This is a genomic window from Streptomyces sp. NPDC005648 (genome assembly GCF_040605395.1).
Lineage (GTDB): Bacteria > Actinomycetota > Actinomycetes > Streptomycetales > Streptomycetaceae > Streptomyces.
On the sequence record NZ_JBEXCS010000099.1, the window covers coordinates 1 to 21,172 of the forward strand.

A 21,172-nucleotide genomic window follows, 5' to 3' on the forward strand; every position below is an offset into this window, starting at 1 on the left:
GCGCCCGGCCAGGGGCCGGATCGTCGTCGTGACAACTGCCCCGGGGGCGTGCAGCCGGGAGGCGGTCGTGGCGAGGGGGGCCCGGCGCGCGTCCACCGGATCACGAGTGATCACATGCGAGGAGAGCGGAACATGGGCACGGACGCTGGCAAGCCGTTACTGCTGCTGATCGGCAGCAGCGCCCGGCGCAGTCGGGAGTTCATCCTTCGGTCGGTGAGCCGGCGCTACGCGCTGTGGCTGCTCCAGCCGGCCCCGGTGACCTGGGAGGAGCCCTATGTCACCGGCGCCACCCAGGTCGACAACACCCTCCCGGACCTCCTCGTCGAGGCCGCCCGCCAGGTGGCCGCCGAGCACGAGGTGGCCGGCGTGTTCTGCTACGACGAGGGCCTGGTCACCCCGGCCGCCCATGTGGCGCGGGCGCTCGGACTGCCGGGCAACAGCCCCGAGACCGTGGCCGCCTGCCGGGACAAGAACGCCACGCGCATCGCGTTGGAGCGGGCCGGGGTGGCCCAGCCGGCCTCCATCGGTGTGCGGTCCCTGGACGAGGCCCGGGACGCCGCCGAGAAGCTGGGCTTCCCGGTCGTCCTCAAGCCCCGCGGACTCGCCGGCGGCATGGGCGTGCGCCGGGTCGACTCGCCCGGCGAGGTGGAGGCCGCCTACCGGGCGGCGACCGGTGTCTCCTACCCGGGCGTCCCTGTCTTCGAGGTCTCCGTGCTGGTCGAGGAGTATGTCGACGGCCCGGAGATCAGCGTCGACGCCGTCTTCTTCGAGGGCGAGGGCACGGCCCTGGCGGTGGCCCGCAAGAAGGTCGGACTCGCGCCCTTCTTCGAGGAGATCGGCCACGAGGTCGACGGGGCCGACCCGCTGCTGACCGACCCGCGGTTGGCCGAGGCGCTGCGGGCCAGCCATACCGCGCTGGGCTTCCACACCGGCGTCAGTCACACCGAGTTCCGGCTCACCCCGAACGGCCCGTACCTGATGGAGGTCAACGCCCGCCTCGGCGGCGACATGATCCCCTACCTGGGCGAGCTGGCCACCGGCGTCGACGTGGCGCTGGCGGCCGCAGACGTCGCGGCGGGACGGCGCCCCGAGACGGCACCGAGCCGGCGGCGGGCCGCGGCGATCACCTTTTTTTACCCCGAGCGGGACACCGAGATCGAGTCGGTGACCGTGCACGAGGACCGGTTCTCGCCCCAGATCCACAGCGCCGAGCCGATGGCCGACCCCGGAGCCGTGCTACGGCTCCCGCCGCGCGGGTACATCTCGCGCTACGCCCGGGTCATCTCGCTCGCGGACACGATGGCCGAGGCCAGGGACGCACTGCTCAGGACCCCGGAGATCGTCGAACTCGCGGGCCGCCCGGCCGCGGAGCCGCCCCGATGAGCCGGACCGGACAGACGTCCTCCGAACCCGGCAAGCCGGGCCGCCCGTCGATCGCCCAGGCCATGCGGGGCATTCCGGGCCCCATCTGGCTCGTGCTCGTCGGCATGCTGGTCAACCGGCTCGGCAACTTCCTCCAGATCTATCTGGTCCTCTATCTGACCGCCAAGGGCTTCTCGGCGACCGAGGCGGGCCTCGCACTCGGCGCCTACGGCGTGGGCTCGGTGGTCGGCGTGCTGGTGGGCGGTACGGCGTCCGACCGCATCGGCTACGCGTGGACGATCGTCGCCTCCATGGCACTGGCCGGTCTCGGCACCCTGAGCCTGCCTCATCTGGGCAGCCTGCCCCTGGTGGTCGCGGTGGCCGCGGTCATCGGTCTGCTGGCGCAGATGTACCGGCCGGCGTCCTCGGCTCTGCTGGTGGAGCGCACCCCCGAGGACCACCACGTGATGGTGTTCGCCGTGTACCGCATGGCCTTCAACCTCGGCACCACCGTCGGCCCGCTGCTCGGCGCCCTGCTGATCAGCCACTCGTACGACCTGATCTTCTACATCGAGGCGTGCGCACAGCTCGGTTTCGCCGCCTTCGCCCTGATCCTGGCCCGCTCGGGGAACGCGGCGAAGCCGGCCACGCGGGACACGGACGGGCAGAGCCGGTCGTACGCCGCCGTGCTGCGGGACCGCCGGTACACGCTGTTCCTGCTGGCGCTGTTCCTGAACGCCGTCGTCTACATCCAGCACACCTCCGCCCTGCCGCTCCAGATCAAGGCCGACGGACACGGCGTGGCCTTCTACTCCAGCCTGCTGTCGCTCAACGCGATCATGGTCATCTCGCTGGAGCTGCTGTTCACCAAGTACGTGCAGCACCTTCCCGGCAAGGTCGCCGTGGCACTCGGCATCGGCCTGGTGGGCGTCGGGATGAACCTCTACGTCGCCGGGCCCGGCATCGCCATGTACGTGGTGGCGACGGTCGTGTGGACGTCCGGTGAGATGATCGGCACACCCACCGCCTCGGCCTGGCCGGGCCGGGTCGCCCCCGAGCACCTGCGGGGCCGCTACATCGCGGCCGCCGCCTTCCCCATGCAGATCGGCTACGCGATCGGTCCCGTGCTCGGCGTCGCCGTCTGGCAGGCGTCGTCGTCAGCCGTGTGGTGGCTGTCCGGACTGCTGACCGTGGGCGCTGTCGCCGCCACCCTCGTCGGCATGGGCGAACGGCCCCCCACGGACCACGACCCCGCCACGGACCAGGATTCCGGCACGGACCACGACCCCGGCACGGACTCGGCCGCCGAACCGGCCGGGCGGGGCGAAGCCGTCGCCGCCGACACCCCCTGACCCCTCGTCCCCCCCAGCCCCCAGCCCCCAGCCCCCAGCCCCCAGCCCCCCAGCCCCCCTCTGCCCCTCCCTCAGCCCGTGCCGAAGGTTCCGGCACCCCTGATCCCGGAAGTGAGCGAGCCGCGCATGGCGTACGCAGAAGGCATCGAGAAGTTCGTGGAGACGGTCAACGGCGCCCTGCCGCCCGACTTCTACACCTACCCCGTCGAACAGCAGCGCGTTCTGTACGACTCGCTGACCGAGGCGCTCCCCATTCCGGTGCCCGAAGGTGTCTCGCACCGGGACGCGACCGTGGTCCACGAGGGCCGCACCGCCCGGATCCGTATCTACGAGCCGGCCGAACGCGCCGACCACGCCGTGCTGTTCTACATCCGCGGCGGCGGCTTCGTCATCGGCTCGCTGCACAGCCATCACAGCCTGGTCGCCGAACTGGCCGCCCGCACCGGTCTGGTGGCGATAGCCCTGGACTTCGACATGGCGCCCGAGAACCCGTTCCCCGGTCCGCTGGAGGACTGCTACGCGGGTCTGTGCGGCACCCTCGCCGACCTGCCCGCGCTCGGGCTCGGCGACCTCGACCCGACCGGCGCGGTGATCTGTGGCGAGAGCTCCGGGGCCAACATGGCGGTGGTGCTGTCGATGATGACGCGCGACCGCGGCGGCCCCCGGCCGCGCGGCCAGGCGGTGATCAGCCCGGTCCTGGACTTCACCCGCTGGCGGCACGGCGGCGAGGACGCCCCGCTGCTCTCCGGCGGTGAGATGGAGTTCTACACGGCCTGCTACTGCCCGCGGCCCGAGCAGGCCGCCGATCCGTATGTCTCACCGCTGCTGGAAGGCTCGTTCCACGATCTGCCGCCGGCCCATGTCGTCGGCTGCGCGATGGACTCCCTGTGTGTGGACGCGGAGAAGTACACCGCCCTCCTGGAGGAGAACGGCACCCCGGTGACGTACGTCCGCGAGGAGGGGATGGTGCACGCCCCGGTGCGTGCCCGGCGGGTGAGCGAGCCCGCGGCGGAGTTCTTCGCCCGCTACTGCGCCGCCGTCTCCGCCCTGGCCCGGAAGGAGGACGCCGATGGCGGGCGGTGAGGGGCCCTGTGTCGTCGTCGACCCCTACTCCTCGGGGGCCCTGTTCGCCGAGGCGCTGCGCGACCAGGGGGTCCCGGTCGCGGCGGTCCTGAGCAGCCCGCGTCCGCCCGACGCCTACGCCTCCTCCTACCGGCCGGGGGACTTCCCCGACGCCCTGGTCCACGAGGGCGACCTGGAGGAGCTGGTCCGGCGGGTGCGGGCGCTGGACCCCCGCTGTGTCATCGCCGGCTGCGAGTCCGGCGTGGAACTGGCCGAGCGGCTCGCGCCCCGGGTGGTGCCCGCGGTGAGCAATGTGCCCGAACTGGCCGAGGCCCGCCGGGACAAGAGCCGGATGGCCGACGCCGTACGCGCGGCCGGGCTGCCGGTCATCCCGCAGCTGTGCACCTCCGACGCCGACGAGGCGGCCGACTGGCTGGAGCGCGAGGGCCTGGCCGGGGCCGACCTCGTCATCAAGCCGCCGAAGAGCGCCAGCACGGACGGCGTGATCAAGGTGCCGGGCGGCACGGGCTGGCGGGCCGTGTTCGAGCGGCAGATCGGCCGGGTCAACCAGTTCGGGGAGGTCGACGACCGGCTCGTCGTGCAGAAGTTCGTCACCGGCACCGAATACGTGGTGGACACCTTCAGCCACGACGGCAAGCACTCCCTGGTGGACGTGTGCGCCTACGGCAAGGTCGACAACGGCCCCCACATGGCGGTCTACGACACCATGCGCTGGCTGCCCCCGGACGATCCCGCCGTCCCGGAACTGGCCGAGTACGTCTTCGGCGTCCTGGACGCGGTGGGCGTCCGCTTCGGCTCGGCCCATGTCGAGGTGATGGGCACCGCGCGGGGGCCGGTCCTGATCGAGCTGGGTGCCCGTCCGCACGGCGGCGGCCAGCCGCGGTTCAACCGCAACGCCACCGGCGACAGCCAGATCGACCGGACGGTGCGTTGGCTGACCGGTGCCGAACTGCCGTACAGCTACGACCTGTTGACCCACCAGATGTGTGTCTTCCACATCGCTCCCCGCTCCGGCACCGTGCGCGGCACCGCGGTCCTGGACGAGATCCGGGCGCTGCCCAGCCACCACTTCTCGGTGCAGAACCTGTCCGACGGCGACCATGTGCCGGTCACCAGGGACCTCGTCGACAGCCTCAACTTCGGCTTCGTGATCCTCGCCCACCCGGACGAGGAACAGATCAGGTCGGACTACCGGACCGTCCGCGCCCTGGAACAGCGGCTGGTCATCGACGAGCCGTGATCGACGCGCTCGCGTTCCTGACGAGCTCCCTGGTGGTGATCATGGCGCCGGGACCCGACCTGGCCCTGACCACCCGCCTGGTGCTGACCGGCTCGCCGCGTACGGCGACCCCCGCCGCCTTCGGGATGATCGCGGCGGGGGCCGTCCAGGCGACCTTGGGCGCCCTGGGCCTGGCCGCGTTGCTCGCCGCACGCCCGGACCTGTTCACCGCCTTCCGCTGGGCCGGTGCCGCCGTCCTGGTGTTCTGGGCCTGCCGTGCCCTGCGCTCGGCTTTGCGTCCGGCGGCCGGCGTGGCGCCCGGACCCCGGGTCCCGGCGGAGGCCCCGCCGCGGGACCGGCGGCGCGCCTTCGCCCAGGGCCTGCTGTGCACCGGCTCCAACCCCAAGGTGGGCATCTTCCTGATGGCGTTCCTGCCGCAGTTCGTGCCCGCGGGCGTGTCCCCGGTCCTCGGCGTCACCGTCCTGGCCTGCTGTTACCTGGCCCTGGGCCTGGTCTGGCTGCTCGTGTGGATCAGACTGGTGCACCGCCTGGCCGGATATCTGCACTCCGCGTCCGCCCTGCGCCTCACCGACGGCCTCACCGCCGCGGTCTTCACCGTGTTCGCGGTGCGTCTGGCACTCGGCGGATGAACGCCCCGGGCACCGGGGCGCGAAACTGCTCAGTGCTTCCGCGGCCGCTCCGCCGCGGCCTCTTCCTGGTGGAGCAGCGCCTTGGCGTACCGCAGCAGCAGGACGGGCACGGTGAACCGACCGTGCGCGTGCTCCCGCAGCAGACCCGCGTTGGCCAGGCGGCCCAGGTTCTCCCGGGCCTCGGCCGGCGTCATCCCCGCCTCCTCGGCCACGATGTGCGCGGTGACGTCCGCACCCCTGGTCCGGCCGAGCAGCCGGAACACCCGGCGCGCCGGCTCCGGAAGATTCGTGTACGACAGCTCGAAGGCCGTCTGGACCGAGGACAGCGGTCGCTCTCCCGGGTCGGAGGGTGCCCGGAAGGGGCCGGAGTCCTCCAACTCGGCGTAGTACTGGGCGATGCTGAGACGGGGGTGCTGCCCCAGGCGCGCCGTCAGGACGCGCAGCGCCAGGGGCAGACCGCCGCAGTACCGGCCCAGCGCCATGGCGGCGAGCGGTTCCCGCCCGATCCGTTCCGGCCCCAGCAGCCGGCCGAGCAGGGCCAGGGTCTCCTCGTCGTCGAGCCCGTCCACGACGATCCGCTGGATCCCCTCCCTGGCCGTGAGGTCGGGCAGCGCGTCGCGGCTGGTGATGAGCACCGCGCACCCCGCGTCACCGGGGATCAGGGGCCGTATCTGGTCCTCGTCGCGCGCGTTGTCGACGACCACCAGGACCCGCAGGCCGGACAGCTGGGTGCGGTAGAGGGCCGTCGCCTCGTCCAGGGTGTCGGGGATGCGGTGGCGCGGAACACCGAGCGCGCGCAGGAACGCGGCCAGGGCCTCCCGGGCGTCGAGAGGGCGCCGGCGGGCATGGCCGTGCAGGTCGATGTAGAGCTGCCCGTCGGGGAACCGGTCGAGCACCCGGTGCGCCCAGCGCAGGGCGATCGCCGTCTTGCCGACGCCGGGCGGTCCGGTGATCAGCGCGGCCGGGACCTGGCCGTCCCGCTCGCCGGGGGCCAGCAGCAGCTGGTCCAGCTCCCTGATGTGGGCGGCGCGCCCCACGAAGTGCCGGGTGCGGCCTGGAAGCTGGGACGGCCGCGGGGGCGGCGGAGGAGGGGCGGGCGTCCCGCCGTCCCAGGAGTCGGGCACCGTCTGCGGCCGCAGCGGTTCACGCCTGGCCCAGACCAGCTCCTGCTGCAGGACCCGCAGCTGCGCCTGGCGCAGCTCCTGGCCGGGCTGGAGGCCGAGCTCGGCGTCGAGCCGTTCGCTGACCTCGGTGAACACCCTCAGTGCCGCGGACTGCTCCCCGCAGCTGGCCAGCGCCAGCATGAGCCGCGCCTGCAGTCGCTCGTTCATCGGCTCGTCCTCGGTGACCGCCCGCAGCGCGGGCACCACCTGCTCCGGCTCCTGGAACCGCAGGGCGAGATCCGCGTACAGCAGCAGGTTCTCGATCCGCTGCCGGCCGGCCGCCGTGGCCGCCGGATGCAGGGCCAGCTGGGGCTCGTCGGCGAGGATCGGGCCGCGCCAGCAGTGGAGGGCGAGGGTCGCGAGTTCGTAGGCGGCGGCCGCGTCCCCGCCGGCGTGGGCCTGCCGGGCCCTTTCCGCCAGGTCCTGGAAGCGGGTCAGATCGACCTCGTCGCGGTCGAGGGAGAGCGCGTAACCGACCGGGGTGCGGACGAGGTAGGAGTTGGCCGGGTCGACCGGCCCGGAGCCGGCGGAGCGGAGCAGTCCGCGTGCCTGACTCACATACGTGTGGATCAGATTCGGGTAGGAGCGAGGCGGTTCCTTCGGCCACAGCGCGCGGCCTATCTCATCCAGTCCGGCCGATTCGGGATGGCAGAGCACCAGCAGGGACAATAATCGCCGGAGCTTGAAAGCGCGTACATCGATCTCTGTGTCGCCGCGGCCGATGGTCAGGGGGCCGAGAATGCCGATATGCAGGCGTGGCCCGATCCCGTCGGCGGATTTTCGGCTCTTCGCCATGGAGCGCCTGATGTCGTCGACATCGAGCCCCAATACGCCCGCCAGAGCCTTCAGGGTCCTGGTCTGGGGATGATCCACCCGACCGCTCTCGATGTTGCGCAGCGCCCGCACGCTGACACCGGCCAGCTCGGCGAACTCGCTTTGGGTCAGGCCCGCACGCTCCCGGAACGTGCGGACCAGAGTACGGAAGGGAAGTGTTCGGCTCAGCTGGAGACGAGCGGTCGTGGCCGATTCGGTACCGCGGACGTGCAGCATGGTCCCCCCGCGCCGAGTGATGGCTCGGCTTCCGATCTAAGTGTCCTCCGGGGTGACTTGGAGGCTTGTGGCCCCTAGTGTCCCCTATCCCCTGGCGTCAATCGATCGTGACTGATCAAAGGTCTGCTGATTCTTTTCTTTAATTTACATGCCAAACAACTCGAAGCACGTGAGGAATATTCCAGGTGGCGAAAAGTGTTCGGTCGATGTCATTGGCCGAAAAAGAAGTTGACGGGGCTCGGAGGCATGGACTCTTGAGGATGTCCCACCAGCTAATCCCACGCTGCTAAACATTCTCTGAACGCGACGAAGGCGGAGGACTTCTTCCTCGGCGACCTCGGCCCGACCGCGTACGTCCCCGGGGGTTGGGGTCTCAGCGCTCGATGATGTTCAGGACGCCGCCATCGCAAGGTTCGAACGCGCCGGGCCACCGCGGGCCGGCGATTCGCCTCCGGCGGGAATGGCGGGGCTGCTGTGGGGATGCCGACGCCTGACGGCGGTTCAGGTCGGGCGCGTGCGCGACGGAGCGGAGCCGATGGTTGGGCCGGTGCCCGAGGGTGCCTCTGCCGAGGAGTGGAGACGGGTCCGACATCACCGATGGCGATGGCGAAGGCAGGGGCGTCGAGGCGGTGAAAGGCCCGCCCCCGCCCCCGCCCTCAGACTTTCGGATCGCTCTCCTCGGGGGAGCTGTTCGGAGGCTGGGCCACCACCAAGGGACCCTTGCCGCGCAGATCAGCCCGCGTGCGCGGAGCTCCTGGGCGAAAGGCTGGGCCTCTTCCTTGCCTCGGCACCGGACAACGCCGTTGAGGCTGCCCAACTCGTAACGGACGTGTCGGCGCCTACGGGGTCACTTCACGTGACGGCCGGACCTAGTTCAGGACCACGGGGCCGGAGACCGAAGAGGTGAACGCCGTCTTCCCGTGCTGTCGGCCCGTCACGCGGAAGCCGGCCAGTCCGTCACGCTGGTCGGGCAGGGGAGCGGCTTCGATCCAGCAGGGGCTGCCGAAATCGACATAGCGGTGGAACTCCGTGGACGCCTGCACGGGGATCAGGGCGGCAGCCGGACCGAGCAGGGCGCAGGACGCCTGACGCACTGCCTCCAGAAGCACCATGCCCGGGATGTGATCGCCGGCATGGTCGAACATCACCGGGTGCCGGGTGTCGGAGGCGAGCAACCAGCAGTGGGGCCGGTCGGTGGGCGCGAGCACCACTTCGCTCGGGAGGGTCCGGCCGACCTCGGCCGGGTCCATGCGGACCGGGTGCTCCTCCGGCCCCGGACCGGGGGAGGGCGTCAGCGCGTCCCCCCGCAGTCGCCGGTACGTCTCCGGCGTGAGGCAGGTGAAGCGAGAGGTGCCCGTCGCGGCGGTGCGTCCGTCGCGCCGGATCGTCACCTCCAGGCGTCTCTTGACCGTCACGGCGTTCTTGCGGCCTTCGGTGGCGATCACGGCGTCCACGACGAAGTCGGTCGGCGTGGCCCCGATGCCGAGCTGTTCCGGTGCGGCCGTCCAGTTGAGGTCCCACATCACGAAGTGCTGGCCGAGCAGGACCCCGAGCTCCGAGTGGGCCACGCACAGACCCGCCTGGCGAATGGTTTCGGCTATCTGCAGGGCGTCGTGCTGTCGGCCGTCGCGGCTGTAGAAGTACGTGTGCGCCCGGGGCCACTGCCCGGTGAGGGTGAAGCGTGACTCGTCGATCCGCGTGCAGCTGGTCAGGAAGACTTCCGCGACGGAGGCCCGGTGGACGTACTCCCGGGGCACCGTCGTGGTGAGTCGCGGCAGCTCGTCGAGGCTTGCGCCGGGAAGGCGGCTCTCCGATCGGTCGATGTGGCGGTGCTCTGGCTCGTGGACCGTGGGCACACTCATGGACCTCTCCCCCAAGGAGGCGAATGGATGCGGCAAAGATACGTGCTAACCGGTTTTTTTTCAAGGCTGGCGGTGGCGCCAACTGGCATGAATGATGGGCGAGTTGGGGCCCTGACGGTCGCGGCGGGGTGAAAAAAACCTGATTAAACCGCGCACCTGGTTTATAACAAACGGAGCTGACATGACCCTCTGCCATCTGCGACTGGTCGCGGTGAACATCGACGGTGTGCTGCTCAACGACACGTTCAGCCCCGTCATCCACAGGTTCATCGTGAGCCGCGGTGGGCAGTACACGGCGGAGATGGAGCGGGCGGTGCTCTCCCGCCCCCGGCTGGAGGCGGCCGCGGCCACCGGACTGGAGGGGACCGCGGAGGAACTGGCGCAGGCCTACTTCCGCGAGCGGGACGAGTACCTCCGGGATCATCCGCTCCGTGTGCAGCCCGGCGCGAACGCGCTGCTCGCCGTCCTGCGTGACCTCGGGGTGCGCATGGTCTGCTACGGCGGGCTCGATCGCTCGCACTTCGATGCGCATCTCGCGGCGTACTCCGGGCTGTTCGACGATCCCGTGTACGTGTGCACCGATGCGGTCCGCCCGGGGATCCGGGAGATCGCGGAGGATGTCTTCGGGCTCCGCTGCGACCAGGCGCTCTTCATCGACGACGCGGCGAGCGTGGCGGAGGCGGCCGAGGCGCTCGGTGCCGCGTTCATCGGGTGCCCGACCGACTACGAGCACAGTTTCCAGGAGCAACTGATGCGGCGGGGCGGCGTGCGCCATGTGGTCGGGTCGCTCGGGGCGATCGACGAGGAGTTGATACGGACCATCGACACCGAGTCCGCCGCCGCGGTCATGGCGGTGGGTCGAGGCTGATTCCACACCCTCCCGAGCAGCACCCGGCCGAGCGCCGGAACCGAGCAGTCCGTGTTCCTTTGTGCCGAGGTGCGCGGTGCTCGACGGGTGGGGATTCGATGCCGGGACCCCATATTGGACCATTCGGTCCCTTACGGCTCGTACGTGCTGGGTATAAGGTACGTGCTGGGCGGTTTCTTTGCGCGGCCGCCCCAGGCAAGTCCTCGAGCTGAGGGAGGTCCCGTGGCGCAGCAGGAGCGTGCGGTCCGGACCCGCGGAGTGATTCTGCAGGCGGCGGCCGAGGTGTTCGCCGAGCGCGGGTACGCCGCGACGACGGTTGCCGACATCCTCAAGGTCGCCGGCGTCACCAAGGGCGCCTTGTACTTCCACTTCGACTCGAAGCAGGCCCTGGCCAAGGGAGTTCTGGGGGTGCAGACGTCGCTGGACGTCCCCGCCCAGAGCTTCAAGCTCCAGGAACTGGTGGACACCGCCATGGTGGTGGCCCACCGGCTGTCGCACGATCCCGTTCTGCGCGCCGGCGCCAAGCTCTCGGAGGACCGGGACGGGCGCAGCCACTACGGCAGCGCCTGGCCGGCCTGGATAGAGCTGCTCAGCGGCTATCTGGTCGAGGCGCAGCAACGCAATGAGGTCCTCGCGCATGTGGAGCCGCGGCAGACCGCGGAGTTCATTCTGACGTCCTTCCACGGCGCCCAGACCTACTCGCATCTCGAGAAGGACCTGGCGGACATCGAATACCGGATCTCCGTCCTCTTCCGGCACATGCTGCCCTCGATCGCGGCCCCCGCGGTCCTGGCGAACCTGGACACGGCGCCGGACCGGGGGGCGCGCGTGTACGCGCAGATCAGTGGCGAGGAACTCGACGAGCTGCGGGCGAGCTGACCGGGCGGTTCACCAGGCGGTGGCTCCGCCGTCCACGGGCAGGGTCGCGCCGGTGACGAACGAGGCCGCGTCGCTGCACAGCCAGGCGGCGGCCTCGGCCACCTCCTCGGGGTCGGCGACGCGAGCCTGAGGCGCCGAGGTGAGGCTGCGTTCCCTGGCTCCGGCATGGCCGGCGAACCAGTTGTCGGTCATTTCCGACCGGGTCAGGCCGGGGGCGATGGCGTTGATGCGGATGCCGTCCTTCACGTATTCGACGGCGGCAGCCTTGGTCAGGCCGATGACGGCGTGCTTGGAGGCGATGTACGCGGCCCCGGCCGACGTGGCGACCAGGCCGGCCGTGCTGCTGGTGTTGACGATGGAGCCGCCACCGGACGCGATCAGGGCGCTGATCTCATGGCGCATGCAGTTCCACACGCCGCGCACATTGGTGTTCATGATCTCGTCGTACGCCTCGTCCTCCAGCAGGTGGAGGGGGAGCGGGGCCACCACCGTTCCGGCGTTGTTGAAGGCGGCGTCCAGACGGCCGTACGTGGTCGTCGCGTGCGCGACGGCGCGGGCGATCTCCGCGGAGTTCTGCACGTCACCCACCGCGTGGGAGGCCTGCCCCCCTGCGGCCCGGATCTCGTCCACGAGGTCCACCAGCTTCTTCTCCCTGCGGGCGACCAGCACCACGCGGGCTCCCCTCCGGGCGAACAGCCGTGCCGCCGCCGAGCCGATCCCGCTGCTGGCGCCCGTGATGAGGACGACCTTTCCCGCAAGGGACCGGGCCGGCGCGGATGTATTCCGGGCACGTCTCGTCGAAGCCTGCACAGGTGTCATTGAACGTTCCCCCCGTTTTCACGACCTGCCGACCCGGGCAACCTAACCGGCGCGCAGTGGCGAAGAAAACAGGGTGGTCAGTTTTTTCTTTCCCAAATCTCCACAGCACGTGGTCGCGCCAGGGGGTCGCCGGTCGGCAGGTCCAGGGCGGCGAGCGCTTCCGCCGTGGCCAGGCGGGGGAGGATCAGGTGCCAGAAGCTGCTGAGCGAGGCGGGGGAGAGCCAGTTCGGATCCGTACGGCCCAGGACCTCGAAGCCGGTGGTGGCCGCAGCGATGGCGGCGGCCACGTCCTGCCGGGAGACGCCCTCGGCGAGGAGGTGCTCGTGGTCGGCCTCGGTGAGCAGGTGGCGGATGCACTCGAACCACTCTCCCCGCAGGTCGAGGCCCGGGCGATGAGGGCCGTCGCCGCAGCTGAGCCGGAAGCCGGCGCGGGCCACGACGTCGTGGCGGAGCCGGTCGGCCAGGGCGTGGGACGCGCCGGTCAGCCGCTGCAGGGCGTTCGCTCCCGGCTGTCGGACGCCGTGTGCCGCGCGACGCAGGGTCGTGGCCGCCGTCGCTTCCACGGTCGAGGCCAGGGCGTCCTTGTTCGCGAAGTGGAAGTGCAGGGCTCCGGTGCTGACCCCGGCGCTGGAGCTGATGTCCGCCAGCGTCGCCCGGGTGAACCCCTGTCGCTCGAACGTCTCGGCCGCCGAGCGGATGAGCAACTGGCGGGTGCGGGCAGCACGTTCTTGCTTCATCATCGGCTTCTCCCCGGGGGCGGCTGCAGTATGGAAGAGTAACAAACCAGGAGACTGGTTTTCTAAGCCTCCCCGTATTGAAGGTAACCCTCCGTGCGCACCCGGGCCGACTCGTTCCGGAGGTGGGTGTTTTATGGGGAATTGACCAGTGGTGGCTCCCCAAGCTTGGTGTGAAATTGAACTTCCCGGGGCTGAAAAAAACCTGGGAACTGGTATGTTTGCGGAGTCCTGTGGTGGAGTGGCCTGCCGAAGAGACGGGGTTCGGATGATCACGCAAGAAGGACAGACTCATCACAAGTCGCTGGACAGGGAAGTGCAGCTGTTGCGCTGGCCGGCCCAGCAGGACCTGCGCGAACAGTGCAGGTCCCGTGGCGTACCGCGGATTCTGGTGGTCGAGGCGGGCCTGCAGGCGCCGGTCTGCGACGACATCTACGAGGACTGGGTCCGTACGCCGGTCCCTTCCCACGACCTCAAGGCGCGTGCCGACGCACTGGCGTACCGCTACCGGCGCTTTCGCTCGCCCCAGCTCGACGAGAACGGCGTGCTGTGGTTCGCCTCCCGGTCGGTGACGCTCTCGCCCACCCAGGCCGAGCTGCTGTCGCTGCTCGTGTCCCGTTTCGGCCAGGTCGTGCCGCGTGAGGTGCTCAGGTTCGAGGCCGGCGACGGTGCGGAGCCGATGACGCGCAACGCTCTCGACCTGCACATCATGCGCGTCCGGCAGCGGATCGAATCGCTGGGCCTCACCGTCCGCACGGTGTGGGGCCGGGGCTATGTCCTCGATGCCCAGGCCGAGATGGCGTCCTGACCCCAGGCCCGTACAGAGAACCGGGACGACCGACACAGACAGCCGACACAGACGGGGGAACGTACGTGAGCTCGAACCATGGCGTTGAGGGGCACACGACGGCCCTGCCGCAGCCCACTCCGTGGACGACGAGGAATGCGCCGCCGCCGCGCGGGACGCGCAAGCCGCGCAACGACCAGGTACTGACGACCAGGGTGGGACTGCAGATACCGGACGTGCTCTCGTTCGACGAATGGGAGCGGGCCGGACGCCAGTTGGCGGGCGTGGTCGACTCGTCCTCGTGGTGGCTGGGCGACTGGCTGACCTACGGCAAGGACCACTACTCCGACCGCTATCTTCAGGGCATCCGCAGCGCCGGGCTCCGCTACCAGACACTGCGCAACTACGCCTGGGTGGCCCGTCGGTTCGACATGACCAGGCGGCGCGCGCGGCTTACCTTCCAGCACCATGCCGAGGTGGCCTCCCTGCCCACCGAGGAGCAGGACCGGTGGCTCCTGAGGGCCGAGGAGCTGTCCTGGACGACCAAGCAACTGCGCAACGCGCTGCGGGAAGCCAGGGGCGCCGAGCCCACGACGGCGTCCGACACCGTTCCCTTCCGCCCGTTGGCCGTGGCGCGGGAGCGCTACCAGCGCTGGAACAAGGCCGCCGAGCAGAGCGGTGTCGAGGTGGCCGAGTGGGTGCTCACCACCCTCGACTCGGCCGCCGAGCAGGTCATCGAGGACGCCGACGAACCGTCGGCCGCCGTCGAAGGGGCCGCACCGGCCGACGAGTTGCCGCCTGCGGCGTCGGGTGTTCCGTCCGGCCTTCGCTGACACGGGACGTCGCGCACGCGCCGGCCTGGCGCGTGCGCGACGGTGGTCGCGGAAGCACCGGTACCGATCGGGTACCGCTTGGTCCGCGACGCCGGCCGGGTGGCCCGATCGGGGCCCGCCCTGCCGGGGCGTGGGGTGCGAGAGCCAGGCCGGTGGGCAGCGGCCCTCGCCGGGGCGGGGCGGGTCGGCCCCTCACGCAGGTGTCGGTACGAGGCGGCCCGTACGGGCCTTGAGGTGACCCTTGAGCGTGAAGTCCGCCGCGGCCGCCTCCCATCGGACGAGCGGGATGCCGCCCGCCAGCAGCCGGCGCGCCGCCATGTGGTCCGCGGGCCGGCCGACGGACTCGACGGCGATCAGCCGGTCGTCGCGGAACAGCAGCACGGAGAAGGCGCCGGAATCCGGCTCGCCCAGGACCAGTTCGGCGTCGTGGCCGTGGCCGAGCCCCGCGATCTGCAGGGTCGCCGAGAACTGGGTGCTCCAGAACCAGGGCAGGTCGTCGTAGGTCCTCGGGGTGCCGGTGAGCCGGTCGGCGACCAGGCGGGCCTGGTCGACGGCGTTCTGCACCGACTCGATGCGCCGCGGGGTGGCGGCGCGCGGGTGCGGGAACACCGCGCAGTCGCCGATCGCCGAGACATGCGGGTCGCTCGTGAGCAGCCGGGAGTCCACGACGATCCCGCCGGCGACGTCGAGTCCGGCCGCCTCGGCCAGTTCCGTGCACGGCACGGCTCCGACACCGGCCAGCACCAGGTCGGCGGGCAGCCGGCGGCCGTCGCTCAGTTCCACTGCGGCCACCCCTCCGGTGCCCTCCGCGCACAAGCCGCTGATCCCCTGCCCGAAGAGGAGCCGGTTGCCGTGCCGTTCGTGCAGGCGGGCGAAGTACTCGGCACTCGCGGCCGAGGCGACCCGGGCGAGGGGGCGGTCCAGTGCCTCGACCACCGTCACTCGATGCCCCAACTCCCTTGCGGCGGCGGCGAATTCAAGACCCACGAAGCCCGCGCCCGCGACGACCACGTCCGCGGCCCCGGCGAGCTGCGCCTTGAGCGCCCGGGCGTCCGCCAGGGAGCGCAGGGTGTGCACGCCGCGCAGTCCGGCGCCGGGAACCGGCAGGGCTCTGGCCCGGGCGCCGGTCGCCAGGACCAGGTGGTCGTAGCGGTGGACGCTTCCGTCGGAGAGACGGATGGTTCGCGCGGCCCGGTCGAGGCCGACCGCGCTGCCGGTGATCCGTTCGATGGCGTTGCGTGTGTAGAACGTCTCGGGCCGCAGCCACAGTTGGCCCTCGTCCGCCGTTCCCTTCAGGTAGGCCTTGGACAGCGGCGGGCGTTCGTACGGCAGGAGCCCCTCGTCGCCGACCAGGGTGAGCGGCCCTTGGTGACCGCGCTCGCGCAGGAACGCCGTGGTCTGGTGGCCGGCCTGTCCCGCGCCGACGACGACGATGCGGGCGGACAACCCGTGGGTACCCATCAGCCCTGCCGTTCCGGGAGGAGGACCCGCAGGCCGTCGAGGTGCTCGCCGACCTTGATCTGGCAGCTGAGGCGGCTGCCGGGCTCCCGGGGGCACGCCGTGAACTCCAGCATCTCGTCCTCTTCGGCGCTCACCGGATCCAGGATGAGGGCGGTGTCCTCGTCGACGTACACATGGCAGCTGGCGCACTGCGTGTAGCCGCCGCACTGGCCGACGATGCCGTCGATGTCGTTGGACAGCGCGCCGCGCATGACGGTGGTGCCCACGGGGAGGTCGAGTGTCTGCTCGCTCCGGTCGGCGGCCACATAGGTGATCTTGGGCATCGGGTTCTCCTTGAGGGGCGTTGGGGCTTCAAGGTGTGAGTCAGGGGCGGGCCCCGGTGGCCGATCGTTGCCGACCCCTTTAACTTCCTGGAAAACGCCGGGAGTTAACGAGCAGCTCAGCGCCGGTTCCCGGGAGCAGTTCCGTGCCGCTGCGCACGGTCGGCCGTACCGAACGGACGTCGAGGGCGGCCACGGCGGCGCGGTAGCCCTCCTCCAGCTCCACGTCGGCGATCGCGGGAACCGGGCGATCGGGCGCCGGACCGTGCCACCCGAGCAGGGCGGGCGGCTGTTCGGGTCCCGAGAGGGTGAAGTCCGTCATGGGGACGTCGAGCCCTTCTCCGGTGGCCTTCAGCACGGCCTCCTTGCGCACCCAGTAGGTCAGGCAGGCGCGGGTCCGGCGCTCCGGTGGCAGTCGCTCGACGGCTGCCCGTTCGGCGGCCGTGAGGACCAGCTCGTACTCGGGCTGCAGGCCGGGGCCGGGCCAGGGCTCGTAGCGCTCGACGTCCAGGCCCAGTGGTGTGTCCAGGGCGACCGCCACCGCCACGAGCCGGCCCGAGTGGGAGATGGACAACTGCCACCCCTCCGCGAGGCCGACAGCCTGTGGCTTGCCGTGCGGGCCGCCGCATCCCGGGCAGCGCGTGCGCAGCCGGATCGCCTGGGGACCGGTGCCCAGCAGACGTGCCAGTGCCGTCCTGGCGAGCACTCGACCGGTGACGAAGCGGGCCAGGTCGAGCTCATGGGCGAAGGACGAGGTGCGCAGCAGCTCGGTGCTGTCGAGCAGATGGAACCAGGACGACGGCCGGGGCAGCGGAGGGAGCGACCAGATACGGCACTCGGCGACCGTCCGCGGCGCGGTCCGGGCGGCGGACACGGGTGTGGCCGTGGCCGCTGGAAACGGCGTCATGGGTTTTCACCTCCGTAGGGCGGCAGTGCTTCTGCCGCCCTACCGAGTCTTCGTTCCGCCGAGCCGCCGCAGTAGCCGGAAATCCTCCGCTCTTCGGGGGTGGAAAACCTCCGCCCGCCCGTCGTTATCGCCGCGCTCGGCAGACGAAGCTGATCCGATAACGACCCGAAAAGACCGGTCTTTAAGTTTTCTGTCATCCACCGGGAAGCGCAGCTCAGAACCCCTGAGCGCCACACAGACAGGAAACGAAGACAATGACGAAGAAGCTGAATGCCGCTGTCAAGTCCGTCGCCGTCGCGCTCACCACCTTCGCGGCCCTCGCGGTGGCCGTTCCCGCGGTGGGCGTGGCCTTCACCGCGCCGGTGGGGGCCGCAGCCTCGCTGCTGGCCGACCCGATCGGGTGGGGCACGTCGACCTCCGCCCCCGCCGGCGGCACGGTGGTGTCGGCCGCGTCCCAGGAGGACCCCATCGGCTGGTAGAGGGTTTCCCCCACCACGCCTTGCGCTCGCCGAATTAAGGGCCGATATCACGGGACCGCGGCCCGAGTCACGCTTCGTCGGAGCGTTCGAGAATTAACCGATCAGCCCGTGCGGAAGTTGATTGCGTATGCCGCCAGTGCATCGCATTGGAGCATCTCGTCAGGTGACCTACATTGGTTGTCGTCCGGGAAACCAGGACTTCGACAAGGGGGAGCCGGAGTGGGCACACACGTCAGCTTCAAGGTCTTGGGGCCCCTGGCGGTGACCGCGGGGGAGGCGACCGTCCCGATCGGCGGCGGCCGTCAACGGACCATCCTCGCTCTGCTGTTGCTCACACCCGGCCGTGTCGTTCCCGTGGACACCATGGTGGACGCCGTCTGGAACAGCAACCCGCCGCCCACCGCGCGCACCCAGGTCGCGATCTGTGTCGCGGCACTGCGCAAGCTCTTCAAGGCCGCGGACGTCACCGACGACGTCATCGTCACCGCGCATCCGGGATACGTGCTCCACACCGCGGGGCACCGGTTCGACTCCGTCGACTTCGCCGACCTCGTCCGGGAGGCCGAACAGGCCGCCAAGGACGGAGAGCCGCCACGGGCCGCGCAGCTCTACACGCAGGCGCTGCACCTGTGGCGCGGGCCCGCGTTCGCCGGGGTGTACGGGCAGCTGATCGAGGACGAGGCGGCCCGCCTGGAGGAACACCGACTCAACGCCTACGACGACTGCACCCTCGTACGCCTGGAACTCGGCCAGCACCAGGAACTCATCCCGGAACTGGCCGCCATGGTGCGCGAGCACCAGCTGCGCGAGCGCACCCGGCACCATCTGATGCTCGCCCAGTACCGCTCGGGCCGCCGCGCCGACGCGATGGAGACCTACCGGGACGCCCGCGAGCACTTCATCGACGAACTCGGCATCGAGCCGGGGCCCGACCTCAACGAACTGCACGACGCGATCCTGCGCGACGACCCGGCCCTGGCGTCCGCGACGTCGGCCGAAACACACCGACCGGCACCGGTCGCGCCCGCCGTCCCGTCCGAACTGCCGCCCGAGGTACCGGCATTCACCGGACGCAGGGAGGAACTCGCCGCTCTGGAGAGCCTGGTGAGCGACGACGCCCAGGAGCAGGCCACCACCACCATCGGTCTGATCACCGGCGCCGCCGGCATCGGCAAGAGCGGTCTCGCCATGCGCTGGGCCTTCAGCGCCGCCGAGCACTTCCCCGGCGGCCAGATCTTCGCCGACCTGTGCGGCTACGACGAGCACCGGGAACCCGTCCCGGCTCACGAGATACTCAGCCGGTTCCTGCGCTCCCTCGGGGTGCCCGGCGAGCACGTCCCCGACGACCTGGAGGAGCGCGTCGCGCTGTACCGCAGTCTGCTTGCGGACCGCCGGGTCCTCATCGTCCTCGACAACGTCCGCACCTACGCGCAGGTCCGCCCGCTCCTGCCCGGCAGCGGTCACTGCTGCGTCCTGGTGACCAGCCGGGACCAGATGGAGGAACTCGTCACCCGGCCGCCCCGGGCCCGGGTGCACCTGGGCCTGCTCTCCGAGGACGAGGGAATCGACCTGCTCACCGCGATCGTCGGCAAGGCCAGGATCGCACCCGCCCGCGCGGACGCCGCCCGTCTGGTCGAGCTGTGCGACCGGCTGCCGCTGGCGCTCAGGATCGCCGCCGCGCGGCTCGCGTCCAAGCCGCACTGGACGGTGCGCTATCTGGTGAACCGGCTGACCGACGAGCGGCGCAGACTGGACGAGCTCAGCCAGGGCGAGTCGCGGGTCCGGGCCAGCCTCGCGCTCAGCTACCGCTATCTGAACGAGGAGGCGGCGCGGCTGCTGCGCAGGCTCGGGCTGCTGGACGTACCGGACTTCACGGCATGGGTCGCCGCCGCGGTGCTCAACAAGGAGGTCCTCGACGCGGAGCGGATCGTCGAGGACCTCGTCGACGCCCAGTTCCTGGAAGTCGTCAGTGTGGACGCCACCGGACAGCTGCGGTACCGCTTCCACACGCTCGTCCGCCTCTACGCGGCCGAACGCGCCCGGCAGGAGGAGACGGAGCCTGACCGGCTCGCCGCGACCACCCGGTTCCTGCGCACCTTCCTGACCATCGCGGAGGAGGCCGACCGGCGGGAGCACGGCGGCCATGGCACGGGGGTGCACAGCGCCGTCCAGCGAAGGCGGATCGACTCCTTCCTCATGGACGAACTGCTCACCGTCCCCCTGGCGTGGTACGAGGCGGAGCGGCTGGCGCTGGTGGCCTCGGTGCGGCAGGCCGCCAGGGCGGGCGAGGCCGAGCTCGCCTGGGATCTGACGGTGTGTGCGTCGGCCTTCTTCGGCACCCGGAGTTACACCGGCGACTGGCGCGCCTGCTGCGAGGTGGCCCTGGAGGCGGCCCGTGCCGTGGGCGACCTGCGGGGTCAGGGGGCGATGCTGTTCGGTCTCGGGACGCTGGAGCTGATCTACAGCCGGCTGGAGAGCGCCGGCTCGTACCTCGAGGAGGCGCTCCACTTCTACACGGAGGCCGGCGAGGACCACGGACGGGCGATGGCCCTGCGCTCCCTCGGTCAGGGCGACCGCATGCGCGGCGACTCGGACAGCGCGGTGGCGCGCTTCACGGAGGCGTTGCCCCTCTTCCGCCAGGTGGGCAACCGCACCGGTGAGGTGCACACCCTGCACAACATGGCGGAGAGCGAACTCGACCGGGGGAACGTGGACTCGGCGCTCACGTTCGCTCTCAGCGCCGTGCAACTGGAGGAGAGCGGCGCCCCCGACACCCGCAACCTGGCCCAGGCGCTGTACCGGCTGGGGCTGGTCCGGCTCGCGGAGGGGGAGCTGGCGGCGGCCGAGGAGTCGTTCCTGCGGGCGGTGCGGATCGTCAAGGAGAAGGCGGACATGATCGGCCTCGCCCACGCGCTGCTCGGGCTGGGGGAGACCCGGCTCGCCCAGGGGGACATCCAGCTGGCCGAGGCGACGCTGACGGATGCGCTGGAGATCGCTGACGAATGCCGCAGCCGGCTGGTGGCCGGCCGGGTCGGCCTGGTTCTCGGCGAGGTGAACCGACGGCTGGGCCGTAACCAGGAGGCCCGCGCGATCCTGCACACCGCGCGGGAGCGTTTCGCCGTCGTGGGGGCGGCGGGCTGGGAGCAGCGCGCCGAGGAGGCACTGGGCGCGTTGGTCGGCTGAGGCGTCCCTGCCGGGGGCTGCCGTGGAATGCCTCCGGGGGCTGCCGCCCCCGGACCCCCGCTTCGGCCTGGACGGCCTCGTCCTCAAATGCCGGACCGGCTGGGAAGAAGAACCCCCGGCGGGCTGAAAGGCGCATAGGCAGGTGCCCGTGGCCGGAGGTG

General features: G+C 70.9%; 18 protein-coding genes. 11 read left to right on the forward strand and 7 right to left on the reverse strand.

Annotated elements, in window-relative coordinates; translation table 11 throughout:
- The first annotated feature begins 132 nt into the window (after positions 1 to 132).
- The 5 genes from ABZT17_RS37385 to ABZT17_RS37405 all read left to right on the forward strand — a co-directional run bounded on the left by ABZT17_RS37385 (position 133) and on the right by ABZT17_RS37405 (position 5,666).
- On the forward strand, positions 133 to 1,383 hold the full coding sequence (locus tag ABZT17_RS37385) for an ATP-grasp domain-containing protein (RefSeq protein ID WP_356355898.1): 1,251 nt from the start codon (positions 133 to 135) through the stop codon (positions 1,381 to 1,383).
- Positions 1,380 to 2,714 carry an MFS transporter gene (locus ABZT17_RS37390; protein ID WP_356355900.1) on the forward strand — a complete coding sequence of 445 codons (1,335 nt, stop codon included), beginning with the start codon at positions 1,380 to 1,382 and terminating at the stop codon, positions 2,712 to 2,714. The genes ABZT17_RS37385 and ABZT17_RS37390 overlap by 4 nt, the downstream gene beginning before the upstream one ends.
- A gap of 126 nt (positions 2,715 to 2,840) precedes the next feature.
- The gene (locus ABZT17_RS37395; RefSeq protein WP_356355902.1) at positions 2,841 to 3,797 is read left to right on the forward strand and encodes an alpha/beta hydrolase; all 957 of its coding nucleotides are present in this window, start codon (positions 2,841 to 2,843) and stop codon (positions 3,795 to 3,797) included.
- Positions 3,784 to 5,037 carry an ATP-grasp domain-containing protein gene (locus ABZT17_RS37400; protein ID WP_356355904.1) on the forward strand — a complete coding sequence of 418 codons (1,254 nt, stop codon included), beginning with the start codon at positions 3,784 to 3,786 and terminating at the stop codon, positions 5,035 to 5,037. The genes ABZT17_RS37395 and ABZT17_RS37400 overlap by 14 nt, the downstream gene beginning before the upstream one ends.
- A complete protein-coding gene (locus ABZT17_RS37405) occupies positions 5,034 to 5,666 on the forward strand; it encodes a LysE family translocator (protein WP_356355906.1) in 633 nt (210 codons plus the stop codon). The genes ABZT17_RS37400 and ABZT17_RS37405 overlap by 4 nt, the downstream gene beginning before the upstream one ends.
- Positions 5,667 to 5,695: 29 nt before the next feature.
- On the opposite strand, the gene ABZT17_RS37410 is transcribed toward ABZT17_RS37405, so the two are convergent.
- Positions 5,696 to 7,879 carry a BTAD domain-containing putative transcriptional regulator gene (locus tag ABZT17_RS37410; protein ID WP_356355908.1) on the reverse strand — a complete coding sequence of 728 codons (2,184 nt, stop codon included), beginning with the start codon at positions 7,877 to 7,879 and terminating at the stop codon, positions 5,696 to 5,698.
- A gap of 869 nt (positions 7,880 to 8,748) precedes the next feature.
- Positions 8,749 to 9,741, reverse strand: coding sequence for a ScbA/BarX family gamma-butyrolactone biosynthesis protein (locus ABZT17_RS37415; RefSeq protein ID WP_356355910.1), 993 nt, complete (start codon positions 9,739 to 9,741; stop codon positions 8,749 to 8,751).
- A 181-nt stretch (positions 9,742 to 9,922) separates the two neighbouring features.
- Between ABZT17_RS37415 and ABZT17_RS37420 the strand changes: the two genes are divergently transcribed.
- Both ABZT17_RS37420 and ABZT17_RS37425 read left to right on the forward strand, forming a co-directional pair.
- Positions 9,923 to 10,609, forward strand: coding sequence for an HAD family hydrolase (locus ABZT17_RS37420; protein WP_356355912.1), 687 nt, complete (start codon positions 9,923 to 9,925; stop codon positions 10,607 to 10,609).
- A 222-nt stretch (positions 10,610 to 10,831) separates the two neighbouring features.
- Entirely contained in the window at positions 10,832 to 11,488 is a 657-nt protein-coding gene (locus tag ABZT17_RS37425; RefSeq protein WP_356355914.1) for a ScbR family autoregulator-binding transcription factor, read from the forward strand.
- Positions 11,489 to 11,497: 9 nt separating this feature from the next.
- Here ABZT17_RS37425 and ABZT17_RS37430 read toward each other — a convergent pair whose 3' ends face one another.
- Positions 11,498 to 12,307 (reverse strand): glucose 1-dehydrogenase, encoded by an 810-nt coding sequence (locus ABZT17_RS37430; protein ID WP_356355915.1) that lies wholly within the window; start codon positions 12,305 to 12,307, stop codon positions 11,498 to 11,500.
- A 77-nt stretch (positions 12,308 to 12,384) separates the two neighbouring features.
- Entirely contained in the window at positions 12,385 to 13,047 is a 663-nt protein-coding gene (locus tag ABZT17_RS37435; RefSeq protein ID WP_356355917.1) for a ScbR family autoregulator-binding transcription factor, read from the reverse strand.
- 262 nt (positions 13,048 to 13,309) lie between these two features.
- Here ABZT17_RS37435 and ABZT17_RS37440 point away from each other — a divergent pair, with 262 nt between their 5' ends.
- Both ABZT17_RS37440 and ABZT17_RS37445 read left to right on the forward strand, forming a co-directional pair.
- The gene (locus ABZT17_RS37440; RefSeq protein ID WP_356355919.1) at positions 13,310 to 13,849 is read left to right on the forward strand and encodes a winged helix-turn-helix domain-containing protein; all 540 of its coding nucleotides are present in this window, start codon (positions 13,310 to 13,312) and stop codon (positions 13,847 to 13,849) included.
- Between the two features lie 65 nt (positions 13,850 to 13,914).
- Complete coding sequence (locus ABZT17_RS37445; protein WP_356355921.1) at positions 13,915 to 14,661, forward strand: LmbU family transcriptional regulator; 747 nt, start codon at positions 13,915 to 13,917, stop codon at positions 14,659 to 14,661.
- 192 nt (positions 14,662 to 14,853) lie between these two features.
- Here the strand turns inward: ABZT17_RS37445 and ABZT17_RS37450 are convergent, their stop codons facing one another.
- The 3 genes from ABZT17_RS37450 to ABZT17_RS37460 form a co-directional block, all read right to left on the reverse strand.
- Positions 14,854 to 16,122 carry an FAD/NAD(P)-binding oxidoreductase gene (locus tag ABZT17_RS37450; protein WP_356355923.1) on the reverse strand — a complete coding sequence of 423 codons (1,269 nt, stop codon included), beginning with the start codon at positions 16,120 to 16,122 and terminating at the stop codon, positions 14,854 to 14,856.
- Positions 16,122 to 16,445 (reverse strand): 2Fe-2S iron-sulfur cluster-binding protein, encoded by a 324-nt coding sequence (locus ABZT17_RS37455; protein ID WP_356355925.1) that lies wholly within the window; start codon positions 16,443 to 16,445, stop codon positions 16,122 to 16,124. Before ABZT17_RS37455 ends, ABZT17_RS37450 begins: the two co-directional genes overlap by 1 nt.
- A 79-nt stretch (positions 16,446 to 16,524) precedes the next feature.
- On the reverse strand, positions 16,525 to 17,349 hold the full coding sequence (locus tag ABZT17_RS37460) for a 4'-phosphopantetheinyl transferase superfamily protein (RefSeq protein ID WP_356355928.1): 825 nt from the start codon (positions 17,347 to 17,349) through the stop codon (positions 16,525 to 16,527).
- A 254-nt stretch (positions 17,350 to 17,603) separates the two neighbouring features.
- On the opposite strand from ABZT17_RS37460, the gene ABZT17_RS37465 reads away from it, so the two are divergent.
- Both ABZT17_RS37465 and ABZT17_RS37470 read left to right on the forward strand, forming a co-directional pair.
- The gene (locus ABZT17_RS37465; RefSeq protein ID WP_356355930.1) at positions 17,604 to 17,828 is read left to right on the forward strand and encodes a hypothetical protein; all 225 of its coding nucleotides are present in this window, start codon (positions 17,604 to 17,606) and stop codon (positions 17,826 to 17,828) included.
- 219 nt (positions 17,829 to 18,047) lie between these two features.
- Complete coding sequence (locus ABZT17_RS37470) at positions 18,048 to 21,011, forward strand: BTAD domain-containing putative transcriptional regulator (protein ID WP_356355932.1); 2,964 nt, start codon at positions 18,048 to 18,050, stop codon at positions 21,009 to 21,011.
- Positions 21,012 to 21,172: the final 161 nt, after the last annotated feature.